Source organism: Deinococcus aquiradiocola, from assembly GCF_014646915.1.
GTDB classification, from domain to species: domain Bacteria; phylum Deinococcota; class Deinococci; order Deinococcales; family Deinococcaceae; genus Deinococcus; species Deinococcus aquiradiocola.
Genome location: NZ_BMOE01000002.1, coordinates 166,935 through 184,937 on the forward strand (window position 1 = coordinate 166,935; position 18,003 = coordinate 184,937).

General features: G+C 68.6%; 10 protein-coding genes. 1 reads left to right on the top strand and 9 read right to left on the bottom strand.

Annotation, left to right across the window (positions count from 1 at the left end):
- Positions 1 to 59: 59 nt before the first annotated feature.
- From IEY33_RS04655 to IEY33_RS04685, 7 genes are all read right to left on the bottom strand, one after another.
- On the bottom strand, positions 60 to 1,172 hold the full coding sequence (locus tag IEY33_RS04655) for a lantibiotic dehydratase C-terminal domain-containing protein (protein ID WP_188961105.1): 1,113 nt from the start codon (positions 1,170 to 1,172) through the stop codon (positions 60 to 62).
- On the bottom strand, positions 1,162 to 2,076 hold the full coding sequence (locus IEY33_RS04660; protein WP_188961106.1) for a lantibiotic dehydratase C-terminal domain-containing protein: 915 nt from the start codon (positions 2,074 to 2,076) through the stop codon (positions 1,162 to 1,164). Before IEY33_RS04660 ends, IEY33_RS04655 begins: the two co-directional genes overlap by 11 nt.
- A complete protein-coding gene (locus IEY33_RS04665; RefSeq protein WP_188961107.1) occupies positions 2,069 to 4,477 on the bottom strand; it encodes a lantibiotic dehydratase in 2,409 nt (802 codons plus the stop codon). Before IEY33_RS04665 ends, IEY33_RS04660 begins: the two co-directional genes overlap by 8 nt.
- A gap of 21 nt (positions 4,478 to 4,498) precedes the next feature.
- Positions 4,499 to 5,647, bottom strand: a complete 1,149-nt coding sequence (locus tag IEY33_RS04670; protein WP_188961108.1) for a nitroreductase family protein — start codon at positions 5,645 to 5,647, stop codon at positions 4,499 to 4,501.
- Positions 5,648 to 5,985: 338 nt separating this feature from the next.
- Positions 5,986 to 7,758 carry a TOMM precursor leader peptide-binding protein gene (locus tag IEY33_RS04675; RefSeq protein WP_188961109.1) on the bottom strand — a complete coding sequence of 591 codons (1,773 nt, stop codon included), beginning with the start codon at positions 7,756 to 7,758 and terminating at the stop codon, positions 5,986 to 5,988.
- Between the two features lie 71 nt (positions 7,759 to 7,829).
- Positions 7,830 to 9,740 carry a hypothetical protein gene (locus IEY33_RS04680; protein ID WP_188961110.1) on the bottom strand — a complete coding sequence of 637 codons (1,911 nt, stop codon included), beginning with the start codon at positions 9,738 to 9,740 and terminating at the stop codon, positions 7,830 to 7,832.
- A gap of 52 nt (positions 9,741 to 9,792) precedes the next feature.
- Positions 9,793 to 9,975, bottom strand: coding sequence for a thiomuracin/GE37468 family thiazolyl RiPP peptide (locus IEY33_RS04685; RefSeq protein WP_188961111.1), 183 nt, complete (start codon positions 9,973 to 9,975; stop codon positions 9,793 to 9,795).
- Positions 9,976 to 10,531: 556 nt separating this feature from the next.
- Here IEY33_RS04685 and IEY33_RS04690 point away from each other — a divergent pair.
- A complete protein-coding gene (locus tag IEY33_RS04690) occupies positions 10,532 to 13,318 on the top strand; it encodes an AfsR/SARP family transcriptional regulator (RefSeq protein WP_188961112.1) in 2,787 nt (928 codons plus the stop codon).
- A 926-nt stretch (positions 13,319 to 14,244) separates the two neighbouring features.
- On the opposite strand, the gene IEY33_RS04695 is transcribed toward IEY33_RS04690, so the two are convergent.
- Complete coding sequence (locus tag IEY33_RS04695) at positions 14,245 to 15,996, bottom strand: ABC transporter ATP-binding protein (RefSeq protein WP_188961113.1); 1,752 nt, start codon at positions 15,994 to 15,996, stop codon at positions 14,245 to 14,247.
- Positions 15,993 to 17,789: an ABC transporter ATP-binding protein gene (locus IEY33_RS04700; protein WP_188961114.1), complete on the bottom strand. Its 1,797-nt coding sequence runs from the start codon at positions 17,787 to 17,789 to the stop codon at positions 15,993 to 15,995. The genes IEY33_RS04695 and IEY33_RS04700 overlap by 4 nt, the downstream gene beginning before the upstream one ends.
- Positions 17,790 to 18,003: the final 214 nt, after the last annotated feature.

Sequence of the window (18,003 nt, forward strand, 5' to 3'; positions counted from 1 at the left end):
CCGTCTGGCGGAGGTGGTACTGGGTGCGGTGTCTGGCGTGGACCGGGAGTGGAAGCGGCTCATGTGGGTGTCCCCGTCAGGTAGGTGTAGCCGGACGCCAGTTCCACGGCGTTGATGCCGTAACGCTCCTCGACGGCGTTCGATACCAGGTGACACAGGAGCGCCCGTTGGACCGGGCTGAGGCCCAGACGGCTGAACTGCAGGTACTGGACGTTCAGGAGGACGCGGTAGGCGTTGAAGGAGACGTCCTGACTGCGGCGGCGCAGGTTCTCGAAGTTCGCGAGCTCGGTGCGGTGGAAGGCGCTGCGCCGGGACCGTTCCAGTGCCGGGGCCATGTCCTCCCGGTGTAGCGAGAAGTCCTGCGCTTCCCAGCTGAGGTCGATCTCGCCGGATGTCAGGCCCTCCCAGGCGAGCGCGTGCGCTTCGCCCAGGTGACGGCGCCACGCGGTGATCAGATCGTTGCCCTCGCTTCTCTGGAGCGCCCGGTCCAGGCGCCGCGCCAGCTGTTCCCGCTGACGGGTGTACAGGTCGTCGAAACGTGCCCTGACCGTGTCGGGAACGTTGATCAGGAAGATCTCCGCGTGCGAGCGGTAGGAGAGAAAGCCGTTGCTCAGTTCAGTGTCGGGCGCGGTCCGGTCGGCTGTGGCGATCATCAGGTCGAAGCACAGGTCGGTCAGCGGCAGACCACTCGCCACCTGACGGAGGCCACTGAGGATCACCCCGTTGAGGGCCACGCAGGCGTCGTCGATCAGGTTCTCGGTCAGCTGGCTGCCCCTCACGCCCACCGCCCGCTGCCTCGTCCAGGTGTACAGGTGGCCGTGCGGGAGGGGCGGCCAGTACCGGCCCGGGAACTGTTCGTGGTGTGCCAACTGCGGGTAGACCCGCGCGGCCCATTCCCAGTCGAAGGGCGTCAGGGCGGCGTCTGGAAGGTCGCGGAGTGTCCGGGTGATGTCGTCCAGCAGCGGCTGGGGGAACGCCGCTTCACCGTCCAGGACCTGGAGGTGAAGGAGAACGTGGGGGCCGCACGCCCAGTGCCGGGTGACGTAGGCCGGGCGGCCCAGCCGCGCCAGCAGGTTCAGGGCGGGCCGGGTACGGAGCATCAGATCGCTCAGGTCGCCGTAGCTGTGCAGGTGCAGACTTTCCCAGCGCCGGGGAGTCGCGTCAGTGGGCATACCGTTCTCCTTTGATGGTGTGGTGAACGGCCTGCAGGAGGGTCGTCCAGGTCCGCGCCTCGTGCCAGACGCTGAAACCGAGGCGGTTGTGGTGCAGGTGAAGCAGGTCCAGGGCCATCGAGGCGGATTCGGAACCGGGATCGGCCACGTGCCGCTGAATCTCATCTGAGAGGGTCCGGGCGAAGGGATGGGTGCGCGGCTCGGCGCCGGTCAGCAGTTCGGCCGTCCAGCGCCGGAGGGCGGAGTCTTCCGTCCGGGGGAGGGCGTTCATGCCCACTCCGGGCGGCTGGAACGCGTCTCCGGGTGACGCACTCCAGAAACGGGCGGCGTGCGAGAGGGCGTCAAGCAGCGCCTGACCAGACGGTATGACGCGGTGCAGGGTCCAGAGGGCCCCCTGGAGGGCCAGGGAGATGCGGCGGGGAGCAGACCAGTCCGCCTCGTTTACCGCCCCGGCCAGGGCGGAAGACACCCCGAAGACCCGGATCACGGAGGCCGCCCGTTCCGGCCCCCCGAACCGTTCCCATTCCGGACGGTACGCCCACGGGACGACCGTCCCGTCCGGGTGCAGCGGCAGGTCGGACGCCCCGCGCTCCAGCGCCTGCCCCTGTTCGACCAGCTGACGGTACTGTTCGGGAGGCATGGCCCGGCCCGACCGGCCCGCCAGGTACGCCTGCAGCGCACTGGTCAGGTCCCGCTGCAGTGCTCCGGCGTCGGCCGGGTCGGTGGGAAGCAGCCGGACCCGCACGTGCGGTCCGCCTTCCCAGTGGTTCAGGTAGAAGCTGTTCCGAACGCGTCCCGTCGCCTGCCAGTGCCGTAACTGGGGCGCGACCGCACCGGCCACCAGGGGTCCGGTCCCGGCGTGGCTGAACGCGTGCACGCTGATCCAGTCGTGGCCGTCAAGCATACCGGGGCTCCACCACGAACTCGGTCACGTGTGTGCCGTCGACGCTCTGTACCTGTCCACCCCACGCGGCCGGTGAGAGCGGGTCGGGAAGGGCCTCCTCGGCGCACCACACGCTGCCCTGGGTGGGCCGCGGCAGGGTGGCCCAGCTCAGCGGACTGGCGAGGTCCGCAAAGACCGGTTTGCCGAAACCGCCCTCCTGCGCCTGGCGGAGGAACACGTGTGCCGGCAGGTCCTGCAGCCAGGGGGCCGAAGCGACTGCCAGCGCGGAGCGAAAATCCGCCGTGGCGGTCAGCCCGGCCAGCCGTTCGCCCGGAACGGACCAGCGGGCACGCTGGAGCACCACCTGCCCCAGCTGCAGGCGTGGGGAGGGAGCGCCGTCCTGCGGGGGCGGCGTGAGCAGCGGCAGGGCCGGGTCGAGCGGCCCGCCGACCGTCATGGCGGTCAGAAACCGGTAGAACGGCGGCAGGTAACGGGCGCCCAGCATGCCGAGCGGCACGCCCCAGACCGGCCGGTCCAGCGCCGCGGACCACAGGACAGGTCGGGCGGTGGGTGAAGGCACGCTCAGGTGCAGGTCGAGCACGCTCAGGTCCCCGTCGCCCGTCGCCCGGCCGTTCAGCACCACCGCCCGGCTGCGCGCGCAGGCGTGCCGGTTGATGTTCGCGTGAAACTCGCCGGTCAGGTCGAGCAGCGGACGGCCGGTCCTGACCTCCCCGGGCCGCGCGTCCATGATCCAGCGGGCGCGTCCCTGCGTCCGTCCGAACCCCAGCTGAACCGCGTTCAGCACGAAGGAAGGTGCCGGTCCGCCGAGCAACTGACCGTAGAAGGCGTAGGACGGCGAGAAGAGGTCAGCCGGGAGCTCGCCGAGGCAGGCGGTCAGGGCCTGCCGGTCGACTGCGCCCTGTCCGTCGCCGCCCAGCAGTCGGCGGACCTGCCGGATCCCGTCCGCCAGATGGGCCGGTGCCTCCGACATCCACGCGAAACTGCGTTGCTCCGCCGCCCAGGGGTGCCCGTCGACCAGCACGTCCTGGTAAACCTGCACGGCCGGCACCTGCGCGCCCGGGCCGTACCGCCTGCAGAACCACCGGGCGAACTGCAGGCGGTTCCCGAGGGTTCCCTCTGCCAGCGAGTACGCCTGCTGGACGAGCAGCAGGTCGTCCAGGATGGGTCGCCACGCGTCGGCGCACGCCACGGGACGAAGGTCGCTCGCGCCGCTGTCCTCGAAGACCAGGTTGCGTTCGGGAGGAGTCCAGCCGAGACGCCCGAGATCCAGGGCCGTGTAGGTCACCTGGGTCTGCGCCTGGAGGTGCTGCATCTGCCCGGGCCGGTGATCGGGCAGGCTGTTCACGAAGTCGGAGAACACGGCGTCGAGGTCCTGCAGCCAGCCGGACTGCCAGCCTGCAGGCGGCAGCAGTTCCAGCAGGCCCGCGCCCTGCAGGCGCTGCAGGTCCCGCCAGAGGTCCTCGGGCGTCGGGTGCGGGTCGAGCCGCTGCTGGAGGGCTGCGAATGTCAGCGGCCCTCCGCGCATGGCGCCGATCAGGGCGTCCATGCGGTCATTGCGCCGCACGCGGACCACCGGTCCCTTGACCGCCAGAACGACGTGCTGGGCCGGGCTGGTGATGAGGGTCGGGTTGAGATGAATCTCCAGCGCCGGTTCAGGAATGTCCTGACGGCCAGGCGCTGACGTCAGTGCACCCCGGACCTGCAGGTTCAGTTCCTGCCGCACCTGGGCCGTCCACGTTTCGTTGAAGTCGAGCAGCGCGGCGCCCGTTCGCCACTCGCCGGCGCTCATGCTGGTGAAGCGGTTGAAGGGCGTGGGTTTGGTGGCGGCGCGCACCAGGTAGCGCGTGAGTGACGTCAGCACCTGACGCCGGGTCTTGCCCGACATCGGTTCGGCGTGCCAGAACCGTTCCGCGTCGGCCAGCAGGGTCGGGCTGGACAGCAGCAGCGCCGCCCGGATCAGCGCGTTCATGCTCCATTCCCGTACGGCGGCGGCTGCCTCGGCCATTTCACGCTCGAACAGCCTTTCCCCTTCGCCCAGCAGGGTGTGGTACTGCCGCAGGTGCGCGGCGTGCCGGTCGGCCTGGGGTGCCAGGTCGGCCGCGAGTTCCCCCAGTCGCTGCAGGGTCTCGGCACTCCAGCCTTTTTCCGCGGTCCGCCGCTTCAGTCGCAGCAGCAGGCGCCTCTGTTCCTGGTCCGTGGCCTCGCCCACCTGTCGGTGCAGGGCGAGATCCAGCTGCCGGGCACAGTGAGCGAGCTGATCCTGGTGTTCACGGGCCCGGCCGAGGGCCGCGGAGGTGCCTGGCGACCGGGTGACCTGGAGGGCGCTGGTGGGGAGCGCCGTGACGCGCACCACGAACGGGGGAGGCGTGTTCAGCAGGGTCGGCGTGGGATGGGTGGTCATCGGGATCCTCCTGCGGGGAACTCACGGGTGAAGCGAGAGCCTGTGATGGTCATGAGCGAGCCGTGCCGTCGGCTCTCGCCCGAACGCCAGCTGCAGGAGCGGCACGACCGGACCGTCCAGCTCCAGGAGGCGCTGTACCCGTGGTGCGTTGAAGCTGCAACTGGCCCGTCCCGCCCACCCCTGCTGGGCCGCGAGGAGCAGGATCCGCTGCGCGATCAGTCCGGCCTGCAGATGAACGCGCCGGTACGTGCGGGGGGACGGACCGTGGAGGGGCACACACAGGTAGGCCGTGAGTGGCAGGTGCGCGAGCGGCATGTCCGGCTGGACCTCTTCCAGGACCGTTCTCATGAGCGGATCGGCTCGCGGTCCGCCGATCACCGGCGGGCCGTCCCGTGTCAGCCGGTGGTGCTTCAGTCCGTCACGGCCGTTCAGCAGGGCCTCGATCGACACGCTGGCATCGGGTGTCCCGTCGACCACGGGTGCTGGAGCGAGTGCCGGTCTCAGCAGGTCGTCCAGCAGGTCGGGGCGGCCCTGCTCGGCGACCGGCGCGAAAACGGCGAGTCCGGAATGCCGGGCGCGGAGGGTCTGCCGCAATGTACGCGGGACGAGCAGGGGCGGCGTCACGCGTTCAGGCGGGCCCACGTCCCCGTCCGCCCTGCCCGGACCCAGCTGCAGGTGGGTAACCCGGTCGAGCGTCTCCAGCGTCGCCCCGGGAAGCGAGACCGGCCCGCCGTCACGGGTGGGCGGAACCGGCAGGTATGGTGGGACCCTGACCGTGCCTGGCAAGCGGCGCAGCAGCACCAGCGCCACCACGCGCTCATGGTTTCCCATCCCGAGGGCGGCGTTGACCGGTGCGTCCGGGAAATCCCAGACGAGCGACACGTGCCACCCGAGCGCTTCAGCGACGATGCCCAGCTGCGCCGCCTGCATTCCGGCTTCGAGCAGGCCCAGGCGGTACCCGAAATGCCCGTACTGCCCGTGCGTCCGCTGCCAGTCCACGCTGACGGCCGCTCCCGCGAACACCCCGCTCAGCGGACTGCCGAGCTGATCCCGCAGGGCGTGCAGGACAGGACCGCACTGCCAGATCAGCTGATGGTGCAGCGGATCGTAACGGTAACTCCCGGCCCGGAGCGGCCCGGCACGCCCGCCGTCGACGTCCGGGGTCAGCAACGAGATGCGGGCAGGGTACAGGCAGCGGGCGGAAGGGGTCGGCTGATGATGCGGCCAGGTCACGCCGGGACCGATGTCGACCCGGTGAACACCGCCGGAGGCGAACAGCCACCTCGACCACTGCCGGAGGTCCACGCCAGCAGGTTCGGGCTCCAGCGTGAACGGCAACCGTCCGGGCAGGGACCGCCGTTCACCTTGAACGGCCTCCAGGGGCAGAGGGAACGCGGTGCTGGCGATCAGCTCGGACGCCCCGAAGACGGACCGGAACGCGAACATCCGGAAGGCCCCCTCGGTTTCCCGCGTCAGAGCGGCTTCCCGGGCCACAGCGGTGTCCCGGCTCACGGGAACGGGTGCGGGTGACGGTTGAGTGCGCCGCCGACCGATCCGCCGTAGGTCGGGGGAACGCTGTGAAGGCGCGGAAGGTGATGCACCCGCCGGTAGGCGTGCCCGAAGGTCATCGGCAGCAGGCCCGGCACGATCATCTTCACGCATCTCAGGCCGCCTGCCAGGTGTTCGGGCGCGGTCTGATCGACCATCAGCACCTCCAGCCCGGCGCCGGAGAAGCGACGCAGCACCCCCTCCAGATCCTGAAGGAGATCCGGCGCGGCGGTCGGCGCGCGCTCCGCCAGCTCCGTGAGCGTGACCGGTGCGGCTTCGGTGTTCAGGAAGGCCAGCCGGTCGAACGTCTCCGGGAGCCAGTAGAGGGCCGCGTGGTCCTGCATTCGCCTCACCTGAAACGGGTCGTTCAGCTGAGGGAGCAGTGCGGGTCGGCGGTCCGGGTAGGCCCTGCAGGCGTAGGGGATGCCGGGAGCCAGCTCATGCATGGCCCCGTCGAGCGCCGCCACCGGATTCAGGTGCGCCGCTGCGGCATGCAGACTCCCGGGCCGCTGTGGCCGCCCGGAGCGGTCGGTCGCCATCACCCAGACGGCCGGAATCTGCAGGTCGAGCGTCATGTCGAACGCCTGAACCCGGTAGCCGGTCCGGGATTCGATGCGCTCCACACGCCAGCGGGTGGCCGGTGGACAGCTGCCGTGCAGGTCGATGGGCCGCAGCGGCACCTGCCCGTACCAGCTCAGCAGGAACGCGTCCCGTTCGATCAGTTCCAGCAGGCCGTAGAGGGCCGCCTCGGTGAGTGACCGGCCGACAGCGCAACCGTTCGAACTCTCGTACACGAAGGTCGGTCCGCTCTCCTGCGTGCTCAGGCCGTAGTAGGCGGAGTGTTCCGGGACCAGCCTCGCTTCGCCCCCGGTCAGCGAGGACGCCCAGACCCACGTCAGGGTGTCCTGCGGATCGAAGGGCCGCAGGGTGCCCCCCGCCTGCCGAACAGCTTCAGGGTCGTAGGTTCCGAGGGTTCTCGGGTCGATGGCTGAGCCGATCAGGTCGTGATACCTGGCGCGGACGCTGGTGCGGCGGCCGTACGGCCGGATGCCTCCGTACCGTTCGAGCGCCTCGGCCACGGCCGACAGCCGGCTCTTCGAGGGGGTGATCCCGCGGCCGGAGGTCAGCTCGACCTCCTGGAAGCCTGGCATTCCCGCGTGCGCGGCGACATCGTAGAACACGCCCGCCGGGTGAACCGTCAGGTCGCGCACCAGGCCGAGCTGCTCGTCCACGTAGGCGCGCTGCCAGCGGTCCTCCAGGTCACCGGTGGGTGGCCGGTAGACGTCCACCGAGGATTTGGGAACCGCCGAGAGCACCATCACGCCTGGCCGGGCGTCGTCCGGCCGGAGACCGCACCCCGGGCAGTTCGACACCGGAAGGAGGCGGTGACGGCTGACCTGCGCCGTCAGCAGGTCCAGACGCCAGACGAGGCACTCGTGGTCGCCAGCCTCGTGCGTCCGGGCCGCGTGGTGGATGAGGTGCGTCACCTGCGACACCTGCGCGGCACTGAGCGGTCCGGCGTCCACGTGCGTCGGCCGGACGGCCGGACGGTCCGCGTGGATCGCTTCCCGCCGGACTGCGGCGCACCGGGCGCAGCCGGGCAGCCCGGCGCGCCGGTACGGTCCGGCCCACACGAAGCCCGGCTCCTGCCACACACACAGGTACGTCCGGTCCGGCCAGCGCCGCTCATGGGCCTCGACGGCGGCCGCGTCCCAGTGGCACAGGGCGAGCACGTCGACCGGAGGCTGAAGGCACCGTCGGCGCAGCAGGGAGGCCAGTGGACCGTCCCCGTGAACGTGCCGCTTCACCGGGCGACCTGCATTCGTCCTGCCGGGCGCGAGGTCAGCAGTGCCGCGTGAGCCACGAACGGCAGCACCGAGAGCAGCTGCGGCCCGGTGCAGGCCGGGGTGGTGACGCAGCGCCGTCCCCGACGTGCCAGGGCGGCCGCCACCCGCCGACGCAGATCCCCCGCCGCCTCCTGCGGCCCGCTGGCCCAGTCGCCGACCGGACCGAACGTGACCCTGGGCGGCTCGTACTCACGCTCACCGGACGTCCGTGCCTGGAGGTGCTGCACGGCGTCCATCAGACTGTCCCGCCGCGCCTCGGTCAGGGTGGCGGCGACTGCGGCGCTGACCATCACCCCGTTCAGGCTGACCAGACTCAGGGGCAGGGCCAGCCCGTTCGGGCACAACCACAGCTGGACGTCCTGATCCCCGAGGTCCAGCATCCGCACGAGTCGCCGGGCATCCGGATCGTCGAGCGGCTGCATGTCCCGGATCAGGGACGGAGAGGCGCCGCCGAGCGTCTCCGTCAGGTAAAGCCGCAGCAGTGCCCGTTCCTCCGCCTGCGCCCAGGTGTCGCCACTGGCGGTCACCAGAGTGCCGTCAATGAGGTCCGGGGCGCAGTCGAGCAGGTCGCCGCTCAGCACGTCCGCCATCAGGGCCGGACCTTCCGCCTGCACGAACCGTCGATGCTGCAGGTGCTCGATCGCGCGCCTCATGCACTTCACGCGGGCTTCCGCTCCGCTCAGGCCGGACCCGTACACCGCCGGGCCCCCCTGGCCGAGCTGAGCCTTGATGACATGCAGCGGCAACTGCGTCAGGTTCAGTTCGCCGAACTCGGTCACGTGGCCACGGTCCCCGATCAACGACACGGCCGCCCGCGCGAAATGCTCCGGCGCCAGCGACGGCCGATGCAGCAGACCTTCCAGCCGCACCTGTCGCGCGTCGGCCGAATCCCGGTACTCGGTCGTCGTGGTGGCCAGGGATTCCAGGTTCAGGGTGTTCACCCTGAAGGTTTCCAGTTCGACGTTCAGGGTATGGGGCTTCCCCCGGTCCTCGTCCGACCCGCAGACCCAGCGCATCATGTCGTATGCCGCCACGTTCGCCAGGTACCCGGCCGTATGCGGTGACCAGTACTCGCTCGACGGCGGCTGGTCCGCTGCGCCCCACTCGCTGAACTGCGGATCCAGCTGAGCCCACCAGTCGATCCAGGTGTGGCTGGGCCGGACAATGGGCCCCAGCCAGGCTTCGTCTCCGGCCACCATGATCGGCATCATCCACACGGACCGGTTCAGCAGGAGGGTGGTGACGTCGGCGTACCCGGCCGGGGCCGTGGAGAGCGGCGCGACCACCACGATGTCCGCGTCCTGAAGTGCCACGGTGAGGTCTGCGCCGACGGTGATGCTGACCTCCGGGTCACGTCCCCGCAGGTCAGAGAGCGCCTCCTCGATCCAACGGCACGCCTCGGGCGGTGGTGCCGGGTAGACGGCCGTACAACGGACGCCCAGCTGAGCAAACGCCACAGCCTGCCCCGGCGTGAAGTCCGGATCGCCGACCACCAGCACCGACTGCTCACGCAGGTGCTGGAAGCGGGCCGCGCCGGACCCGAAATGGGAGTCCAGAAAAGCAATCTCAGCCTCGAAGGCCAGGACGAGCGCTGCCGGAAGCGTATGCGGCAGTTCGTCAGCCGCGTCGACCAGCAGGCTGTTTTTGTGGAGGATCTGAATCAGGCGGCGGAGCTTGTGTTCCGCTGCCGGTGGCATGCCCGCGACCAGTTCCGCAAGCTCGCGCGTGCCGTCAAGGCGTGGGGTCAACCGTTCGAGCGCCTCGAAAAGTCCGGGGCCGTCCAGCTGAAACCAGCGGCCCTCGCGGTGAAAGGCGACGCCGTTGTCCTGTCTGTAGTACGTCACATCGCGCCGAAACTTGGGTTTCATGTCGGTGCTCCAGGAATGACCGGGGAGCACGACGGGCTCCCCGGAACGGCGGTTAGAGCTGCTGCAGGGCGTTTTTGCAGCTGCCGTTGGTCTGCTGACCGCTGGTGCAGCACGAGGCCCCGATCTCGACCATGCCGTGACCCAGGCTCCAGCTCTCGATGGTCTCGTCCGCCAGGTCATCGAGCAGGTCGAAGTCGAAATCCAGCACCGCCGTGTTCAGGTTCAGCTCTTCCATAAAAACCCCCGGTGACCAGTGAGAGGGACGGCAGGGCGGGCGATCCGCCCAGTTCCGATGCACCGACGGACTGCCAGGTCAGGACAGCCGCCGGGAAACATCCAAGGTCAACCCCGGGAGACCGGGGGAGGTGGCACGCTTCCGCCACCCTGATGGGCGCCAGGGTTGATCACGATCCCGCCGCTGTTCTCGGCCAGCAACGGGACCGAGTTGACCGCCCGGTGAGGGAACGAGAACCAGGCCAACACGAAAAGCCCCAACATGATCAGTGTTCGTTTCATGACGTTCCTCCGACGGTGCCGGCCTTGCTGGCGTGCGTTCAGACTAGGAGCACGCGGGAAAAGATCGGAGAATTCCCCCCGGACCCACCGGCCTTCCAGGGAAAACGACCGACGATCAACACCGCAGAACACCGCCCGGCAGGCCTTCCCGGACCACGTCACCAGATACAGACCGGATCGTGGCAGCGGTTATTATTGGAGCGGCGCTGAGGTGCTGGTGGGTGCCGACGCAGCCGGTCCGTGATCGAGGCCCGAAACGACGTTCGGAGGAAGGAGTGCTGGAAGCAGACCAGAGCGCCGATGTTCCCGTAGTCTTCCAGCACGGCATCCCGGTTGCCGGGAAAGACGAACTCACGCGGCATGAACTGCTGGACGCCTTGACGCGCAGCCACGCGCCGCTGGTGATCATTCACGGCCCCCTCGGCTTCGGCAAAACGGTCCTGGCCTCCCAGTACGCCCGCAGAACCCCGCGCGTCCTCTGGCACTCCGCACACGCACGGGAGTACCAGGCGACCCTCACGCAGACCCTGCAGCGCTTCACGCAGGAGGACGGACAGGCCGGACTGTGGGTAATCGACGACGCGCAGGCGCTGTCGGTCCTCGATCACGCCCGGCTGAGCGACTGGCTGAAGCAACGCCCCGAATGGCACCTGATGCTGGTGTCGCGCACGGACCTGACCTCCAGCTACACGTCCCTCGTGGTTGACGGGCGGGCGCAGGTGATCCCGCCCGACAGGCTGACCTTCCAGCCGGACGAGGTGGAGACGTTCTGGCACGGTGCGGACACCGGCGCCGAGCGCGCCGCCCTCCAGGGCTGGCCGCTGGGGCACGCGCTGTTCAGGAGCCTCGGAACTGCGGCGTACCAGAGCCTGGGTCAACTGCTGGAGGAGACGTTCCCGGTCGTCTGGCCCCTGCTGCCCTCCCTGGCCCTCACGCCGGACTGGGCGCAGGCGGTCCGGCCGGCGGGCGCTCCAGACCTCGCGGACGGCTGGCTCGCTGACCTGCTCGCTTCCGGCTTCCCGCTGCTGCGCGGCGCACACGACCGACTCGGGCCGCTGCCGGTCGTCCGGACCGTGCTCCTGCAGCACCTCATCAGGGATCCCGCCGCCCACACGGCGGCGGTGGCGCACCTGCGGCGCGTGACGCCCGACGAACCGGGGCGCCGCCGACTCGTGGAACACTGCGTGCGGTTCGGCTTCCGGGAGGACGCGCTGGCGCTCGTGCACGAACTGGCGGACGCGTACCGCGCGTCCTGGAACTTCTCTGCCCTGATCGACCTGCTGGGCAACGTGCCGGTCACCTGGCGGGACGACCGACTCGCCGCGATGTACGGTCACGCCCTGATCGAGACGGGTCAGGCCGCCCAGGGAGAGGTGGTCCTGCGGCGTCTCAATGCCGGCGGTTACCGTGACGCCGAGGTGCTGCACGCCCTCAGCGCCCTCGCGGGACGCCAGGGGCAGCATCACCGTCAGCTGCGGCTCGCCCAGGAGTCCCTGGACCTCGGCCTTCCGCAGGACACGTCGTGGAAGCTGCGCCGCGACTGTGCGTACGCGCTGCTCAACCTCGGGGACATCGAGACGGCCACCCGAACGGCGCAGCAGCTGGTCGAGGAGTGCGAGGACCGTGACGCCCTCGAACCGCTCGCCGAGAACCTCTGCCTGATGCAGGTGGTCCACCTGAAGGCCGGGCGCCTGTACGCGGCGGAACAGTGCCTGAAGCGGGCGCTGCAGCTCTACGCCGCGCTGGGACTGGTGGACCGCAGCCTGCTGCTGCTCAACGACCTCGCCGACCTCAAACGGCTTCAGGGGGACGTTCAGATGGGGCATCAGCTGATCCGGCAGGCGCTCGACCTGTGCGCGGCTCATCCTCACCCCATCGCCCCTGTGCTGGAGGAAACCCGGGGCGACCTGCTGATGATGGAGCAGCGGTACGCCGAAGCGCGCCTGCAGTACACCCGCGCGGCAGACCTGTGCCAGCAGCACCTGCTGGAAGCGGTGACGCAGCGGGTGCAGTTCAAACTGGCGGAAACCTGCTGCTTCCTCGGTGAAGCAGTGGAAGCGGACCTGCACCTGCGCCGGGCCCGGGGTTCGTACGCGGGCAACACGGCCCTGCAGCACTTCTACGAAGGCATGCTGCTCTTCCACCAGGGGAACGCCTCGGCCAGCCGCGCCGCCCTCACGCAGGCATCGGCCCTGGGGGTCAGCATTGACCGCCGGGTGCGCCTGCATGCCATGCTGGCCGAACTTCATGACGAGCCTGCCGAGTCGGCCGTTCACGTGCAGGCCCTGCGGGACCTCCAGGCCCAGAACGAACTTCATCTCCCGAGCCTGCTGACCGGCGAACAGTCCCGTCTGGGCGGATGGCTGCAAGCGGCCCTGACCCATGCCCCCCAGCCCGCACCCGTGCCTGTGACCGTCCGGGAACCGAGTCTGCGGATCGTCACGTTCGGCACGTTACAGGTCTGGTACGGGGACTTGCCAGTCAGACTGCCGTTCGCGAAAGCGGGCGAGCTGCTGCTGTACCTGCTCCTGCACGGCCCGACCTCCAAGGAACGGATCGTCGACGCCCTCTGGGACGGCTCAGCCGAGAAACGGCACGCCGACTACTTCAAGGTCAGCATACGGCAGCTGCGGCTGAGTCTCAGGTCGGCCACCGGCCACGAAACGCCCATCCCCCACCAGGCGGGCCGCTACGCCCTCCATCCGGACCTCCGAATCGAGGCGGACTGCTCCGCCCTCGGCCGCGCCCTCAACAGCGCGTCCGCCACGCAACTTCAGGAGGCGCTCAGCGCGTACACCGGGGACTTCCTGCCGACGTCCTACGCCACATGGGCCTGCGAGGTTCGGGCACACATGATGGAAGACGCCATGACCGTCGCGTTGCGCCTGGGCCACCATCCGGCCCTTGACTGGCAGGCGTCGGTCCGAGCGTTCGAACGCGCCCTCGAGATCGATCCCATGCGCGACGAACCCTACCAGGCATTGATCAGGCGGTACGAGGAGATCGACAACACCGAGATGGCCCGCAAGTACCAGCGCGCCTGGCAGAAGGTCCTCAGCTGAACAGTCAGGCGAGACGGCTTCAGGGCGTATCAGCCGAACTGCTCGAGAAGTATCGACTCACCTGAACGGCCCGAATGACGGCGCCTGGAGGAAACACGACCCCGGCGACCTCAAGAAAGCATGCCCTTCCGCCGCTTCCTCCGGTTCAACCGACCAGCCCTGAAACGGCTGAACACGATCGGCCGTACGAGCCATGCCGACGAGATGGAGGCCATCAAGCATTCCGAGGACTCGGGCATGCGATGAACGGGAAACGGTCCCCACCCCACCGCGCCCGGGTGAGGGTGGGCGGATCAGACCCAGGCCCGAACCGCGTGGCGGGCAACCAGCGGCAGGAAGCTCAGTGCACTGCTGGCCGCCCGTTGTCAGGAGGATCACGCCCTGACCGTGGTGTAACGGCCTCTCACTTCCCGGAATAGGTGTGAGCACGCCACCGGATCGACATCATAAGGTTTTGAGCTGAACTTGTAGAGTTCAGCCGAGCGAAGCGAGCACCAAAAAGTACGGTTTGGAGGAGATGGAAGGGATGTCGGTGCTGCTTCCGGCATCCCTGGAATCGGATCAAAACCGTATCAGACTGAAGCGCAGGCAGATCCGGTACCCGTCCACTGCGGTTCTTCTCGGTAATCACCCACGAGTCTGCCCGCAAGCGCAGATTGCCTGGATACCCGTCAATCGGAATTGAACAGGAATGAAACCAAACGGGGCTGAACTCCTGGCGTTCAGCCGAGCGAAGCGGGCACCAACAGGTCCGGTCTGGAGGAGGTGAAAGCGGGCGAGCGTCCTCATGGACGCTGATGTGCCAGGGATGCCAGTGCTGTTCCCGGCATCCCTATGAAACTGTATGACAGCCTGTTCCGGCATCACTGCCATTCATCCCTGGCGTGCACGTCGAGAGAGTACCCTTTCATAACCCTTCCCGTCAGTCAGGTGGGCAGCAGCCATTCTCCAGCCGGACGTGCCCGTGCGGCCGCAGTCGGCAGCACCTCCAGTTGACTCTGGCCGCCGTGCAGCCGCACGACACGCTGGGCGTGCGCAATCGTGCCTCTGCGGTGGGCGATGAACAGGCAGGTGCGTCCCTGCTGTACTGTGGCCAGGGCCCGCAGGAACTGCATTTCAGTCCAGGGATCGATGTTGGCCGTGGCTTCGTCCAGCACCAGGATCGGCGGTGCCTGCAGCAGGATCCGGGCCAGCACCACCAGCTGGCGCTGGCCGAGCGAGATGCCCTGCCCGCGTTCGCCGACCCGGGTATTCAGGCCGTCCGGAAGCTGCTCGGTCCACCCGGGCAGCAGGGCCTGTGCGGCGGCCTCCGCCTCTTCGGTGCTCGCCCCGGCGCGTCCAAGCCGGACGTTGTCCATCACCGTGCCGGCAAATAGGAAGGGATGCTGAGACACGTAGCCGACGTGGCGACGCAGTTCGGCAACGTCGTACTCTTCGATCGGAACGCCGTTGATCAGCAGGGCACCGCCCTGAGCCCGGTACTGTCCGGTCAGCAGTTTGGCCACCGTGGATTTTCCTGCACCCGTCTCGCCGACCAGCGCCACTGTCTCTCCGGGCGTCAGGGTCAGGGAGAAACCGTCCAGCACGGATTCTCCCTCGCGGTACGCGAAAGTGACGTCCTGAAGTTCAATCCGCGCTGCAGTCTGCGGCAGGGACCGGCGTCCGGTATGCACCGGTGCCGGATGGTCAATCAGGGCGAACACCCGCTCGGCGGCCGCCAGGCCCTGCTGAAACTGACTCCAGAATGCAGCGATGCCGGTCAGGGGCAGGACGAAGTAGTCGAGTGCCTGCACGAACAGGTACCACTGCCCGATATCGATGCCCCCGGCAATCACGGCCCGGCCACCCAGATACGCGACCAGCAGGACCGCCACGCCCGTCAGCACGCCCAGCACGGGGTAGATGGAACTGTAGATCATGCCCTGCTGCACCTGCAGGCGGTAGGCCGTCTCGTTCACGGCCCTGAATTCCTCGAGGAGCACCGACTCCTGCCCGAAGCTTTTCGCCACGGCCAGACCGCCGATGGCCTCGCTGATTGAGGTGTTGATGTTCGCTACCGCCCGCTGGGTCTGCTGGGTGCTGCGGCGTGCCCAGGCGCGAAACAGGGCGGCCACTCCGACAACCACGGGGATCAGCAGCGTGACGGCGGCCGCGAGCGGTGCGTGGACGCTCCAGAGCATCACCAGTACCCCCGCCACCAGGACCAGCTGACTCACGGCGCCCAGCGTCAGGGTCACCGTCAACGAGAACGACTGCGTATCCCCGGTGATTCGTGACACCACCTGGCCCTGGGTGGTGGTCTCGTAAAAGCGCGCGTCCTGCCGGACTGCCGCTCTGAACGCCTGCTCCTGAAGTTCCATGACGACGTTCGCCATCGCCTGCCGCGTCCAGACCCGCTGGATGTACTGCAGGGCCCAGCTTAACGCGCCCGCCAGGGTGACCGCCAGGACCAGTCCCGCCGTGAGCGGCAGGTTGTCGACACGTGTGCGGGTGAGGGCCTGCGAGACACCGTACGGCACTGCCAGTCCGATCAGGGTCGAAGTGAGCAGCGTTCCGGACACGCGCAGCAGCAGTCCCCGTTCATGCTGAAGGAGCGCGAGAATGCGCCGCAGCAACTCCCGGTCCGTGTACTGACGGTCGTACGACTCTGCCGAAAGGCCGTCCAGGATGCCGCTCATGCCGATCTTCCCATGACCGGTTCAGGCGTGTCGCCGTTCGTCTCTTCCGCCAGTTGCAGGCGCTGCTGCGGTTCAGCGGCCAGCAGGTCCGAGAGTGTGTCGAAGACGCGGACCTGCCCCGCCTGAAGCAGCACGATCCGGTCGACCCGCTCCAGGTTGGCCCAGCGATTGGTGACCATCACCACCGTCCGTTCCGGATGGCCTGCCCGTAACCCCTGCTGGACCAGCAGGCCAGTCGGCTCGTCGAGCGCGCTGGTCGGATCGTCCAGCAGCAGAATGGCCGGACGACGGATCAGGGCGCGTGCCACGGCGATGCGCTGCCGCTGCCCGCCGGAAAGACGCACGCCCCGTTCCCCCACCAGGGTGTCCATGCCCTGAGGCAACGCCAGCACGAATCCGCTCGCCTGAGCGTCGGTCAGTGCCTGCAGGATCTCGTCATCCGACACTGGCCGGGAACTCCCGAACCGGACATTGTCCGCCACCGAGCGGTTGAACAGGAACACGTCCTGTTCGACCATCGCCACCTGGGGTTTCAGGGACGCGGGGCTCCACGCTTCCAGCGGCTGATCGTCCAGCAGCACCTGTCCCGATTCCGGTTCGAGAACCCCGTTGATCAGCTGCAGGAAACTGGTCTTCCCGCTCCCCGTGGCCCCGATGACCGCCACCGTCTCGCCGGCACGGATCCGCAGGCCAACCCGGTCCAGCAGCAGCTGCCCCCCCAGTCTGAACGTCAGGTCGCGCAGACCCACCTCACCCTTCAGCGTGGCCGTGTGCTGACCGGCCCGCGCCGCCGGAGCCTCCCGCTGAAGGAGTTCAAAGATGCGCGCGGCGGAAGCCAGACCGAACTGAACGAGCGACAGGCCGTACAGGGGAACGCTGACGGGACTCTGGAACTGCGCGAACAGGCCCATGAAGGCCACCACCTCGCCCAGCGAGAGCACACTCGACGTGTGCAGCCACAGCGCGTGGGCCAGAGCGGCAGCGAACCCCACGGCGTACAGCAGCGTCGGCAGGTACCGCGCCTCGGCGCCCGCCTGGGCGATCAACGCCTCCCGGTACCCGGCGGCAGCCGCTCCGAAACGCCCGGACATTTCTGCCTGCAGACCGTGGGTCCTCACCACGTCCAGACCGTTGACCGTCTCCGACGCGACACTGTTGAGCTGACCGAACTGTCCGCGCGCGGACCAGGTGAGCGGCTCCAGCGCGGCACTGTACCGCCGGATCATCCAGAACGCCCCTCCGCTGAAGAGGACAGGCACGACCAGCAGGACAGGTTTGAGAAGCGCGATCCCGACGAGCGGCAGGACGGTCGAGAGGGCCGAGGAAAGCAGCATCGTCATGCCCGGCAGCACCATCACACTGAGCATCTGCGCGTCTCCCGTGATCCTGGCCATGAGGTCACCGCTGCGTTCCCGGGCATGAAACGCCAGGTCCCTCCCCAGCAGTTCGCTGAACGCCTCCTCGCGCGACGTCTGCTGCAGACGTTCACTGAGGGCCTGCCCGGCTGCCCCCGTCGCCATTCCCGCCAGGAAGCGGACCAGCAGCAGCCCGAGCAGCCACCACACGAACGGCGTCAACGCCTCGGCCGTCCTGGACGTCGAGAGGACGCGGTCGACGAGGCGACCCAGCAGGACGGCCGTCATCACCAGCGACGCGCCGTGCGAGATCTCTCCGACCACCGTCAGGATGAGCAGTCCAGGGCGTACCGTCAGGTGAGACCACAACCAGTGCCGCAGGGACTGCCGGTTGAAGGTGCGTCGGATGGGATCGGGCAGTCCGGCTGCTTGGGTCATGCTCCCTCCTGGTATCCACCAAGGACGTCGTTCGGTGGGGACACCTCTGCACCCGTTGTAACGGCAGGAGGGAAAACTTCAGAAAAAGATCTGTCTGAAGCTGGTTGGCGTCCGGGCACTCACGTCCGGGTCCCTCTGCCTGGATGCATCCCCCGTGTCAATAAAAGCCTTCCGGCCCCACGGTGACCGGCGGCGACACACTCGGATTCGCCTG

Coding starts and splice junctions, on each gene's coding strand:
- IEY33_RS04695 (WP_188961113.1), bottom strand. CDS start 15,996: ATGAGCGGCATCCTGGACGGCCTTTCGGCAGAGTCGTACGACCGTCAG.
- IEY33_RS04685 (WP_188961111.1), bottom strand. CDS start 9,975: ATGGAAGAGCTGAACCTGAACACGGCGGTGCTGGATTTCGACTTCGAC.
- IEY33_RS04655 (WP_188961105.1), bottom strand. CDS start 1,172: ATGCCCACTGACGCGACTCCCCGGCGCTGGGAAAGTCTGCACCTGCAC.
- IEY33_RS04660 (WP_188961106.1), bottom strand. CDS start 2,076: ATGCTTGACGGCCACGACTGGATCAGCGTGCACGCGTTCAGCCACGCC.
- IEY33_RS04680 (WP_188961110.1), bottom strand. CDS start 9,740: ATGAAACCCAAGTTTCGGCGCGATGTGACGTACTACAGACAGGACAAC.
- IEY33_RS04700 (WP_188961114.1), bottom strand. CDS start 17,789: ATGACCCAAGCAGCCGGACTGCCCGATCCCATCCGACGCACCTTCAAC.
- IEY33_RS04665 (WP_188961107.1), bottom strand. CDS start 4,477: ATGACCACCCATCCCACGCCGACCCTGCTGAACACGCCTCCCCCGTTC.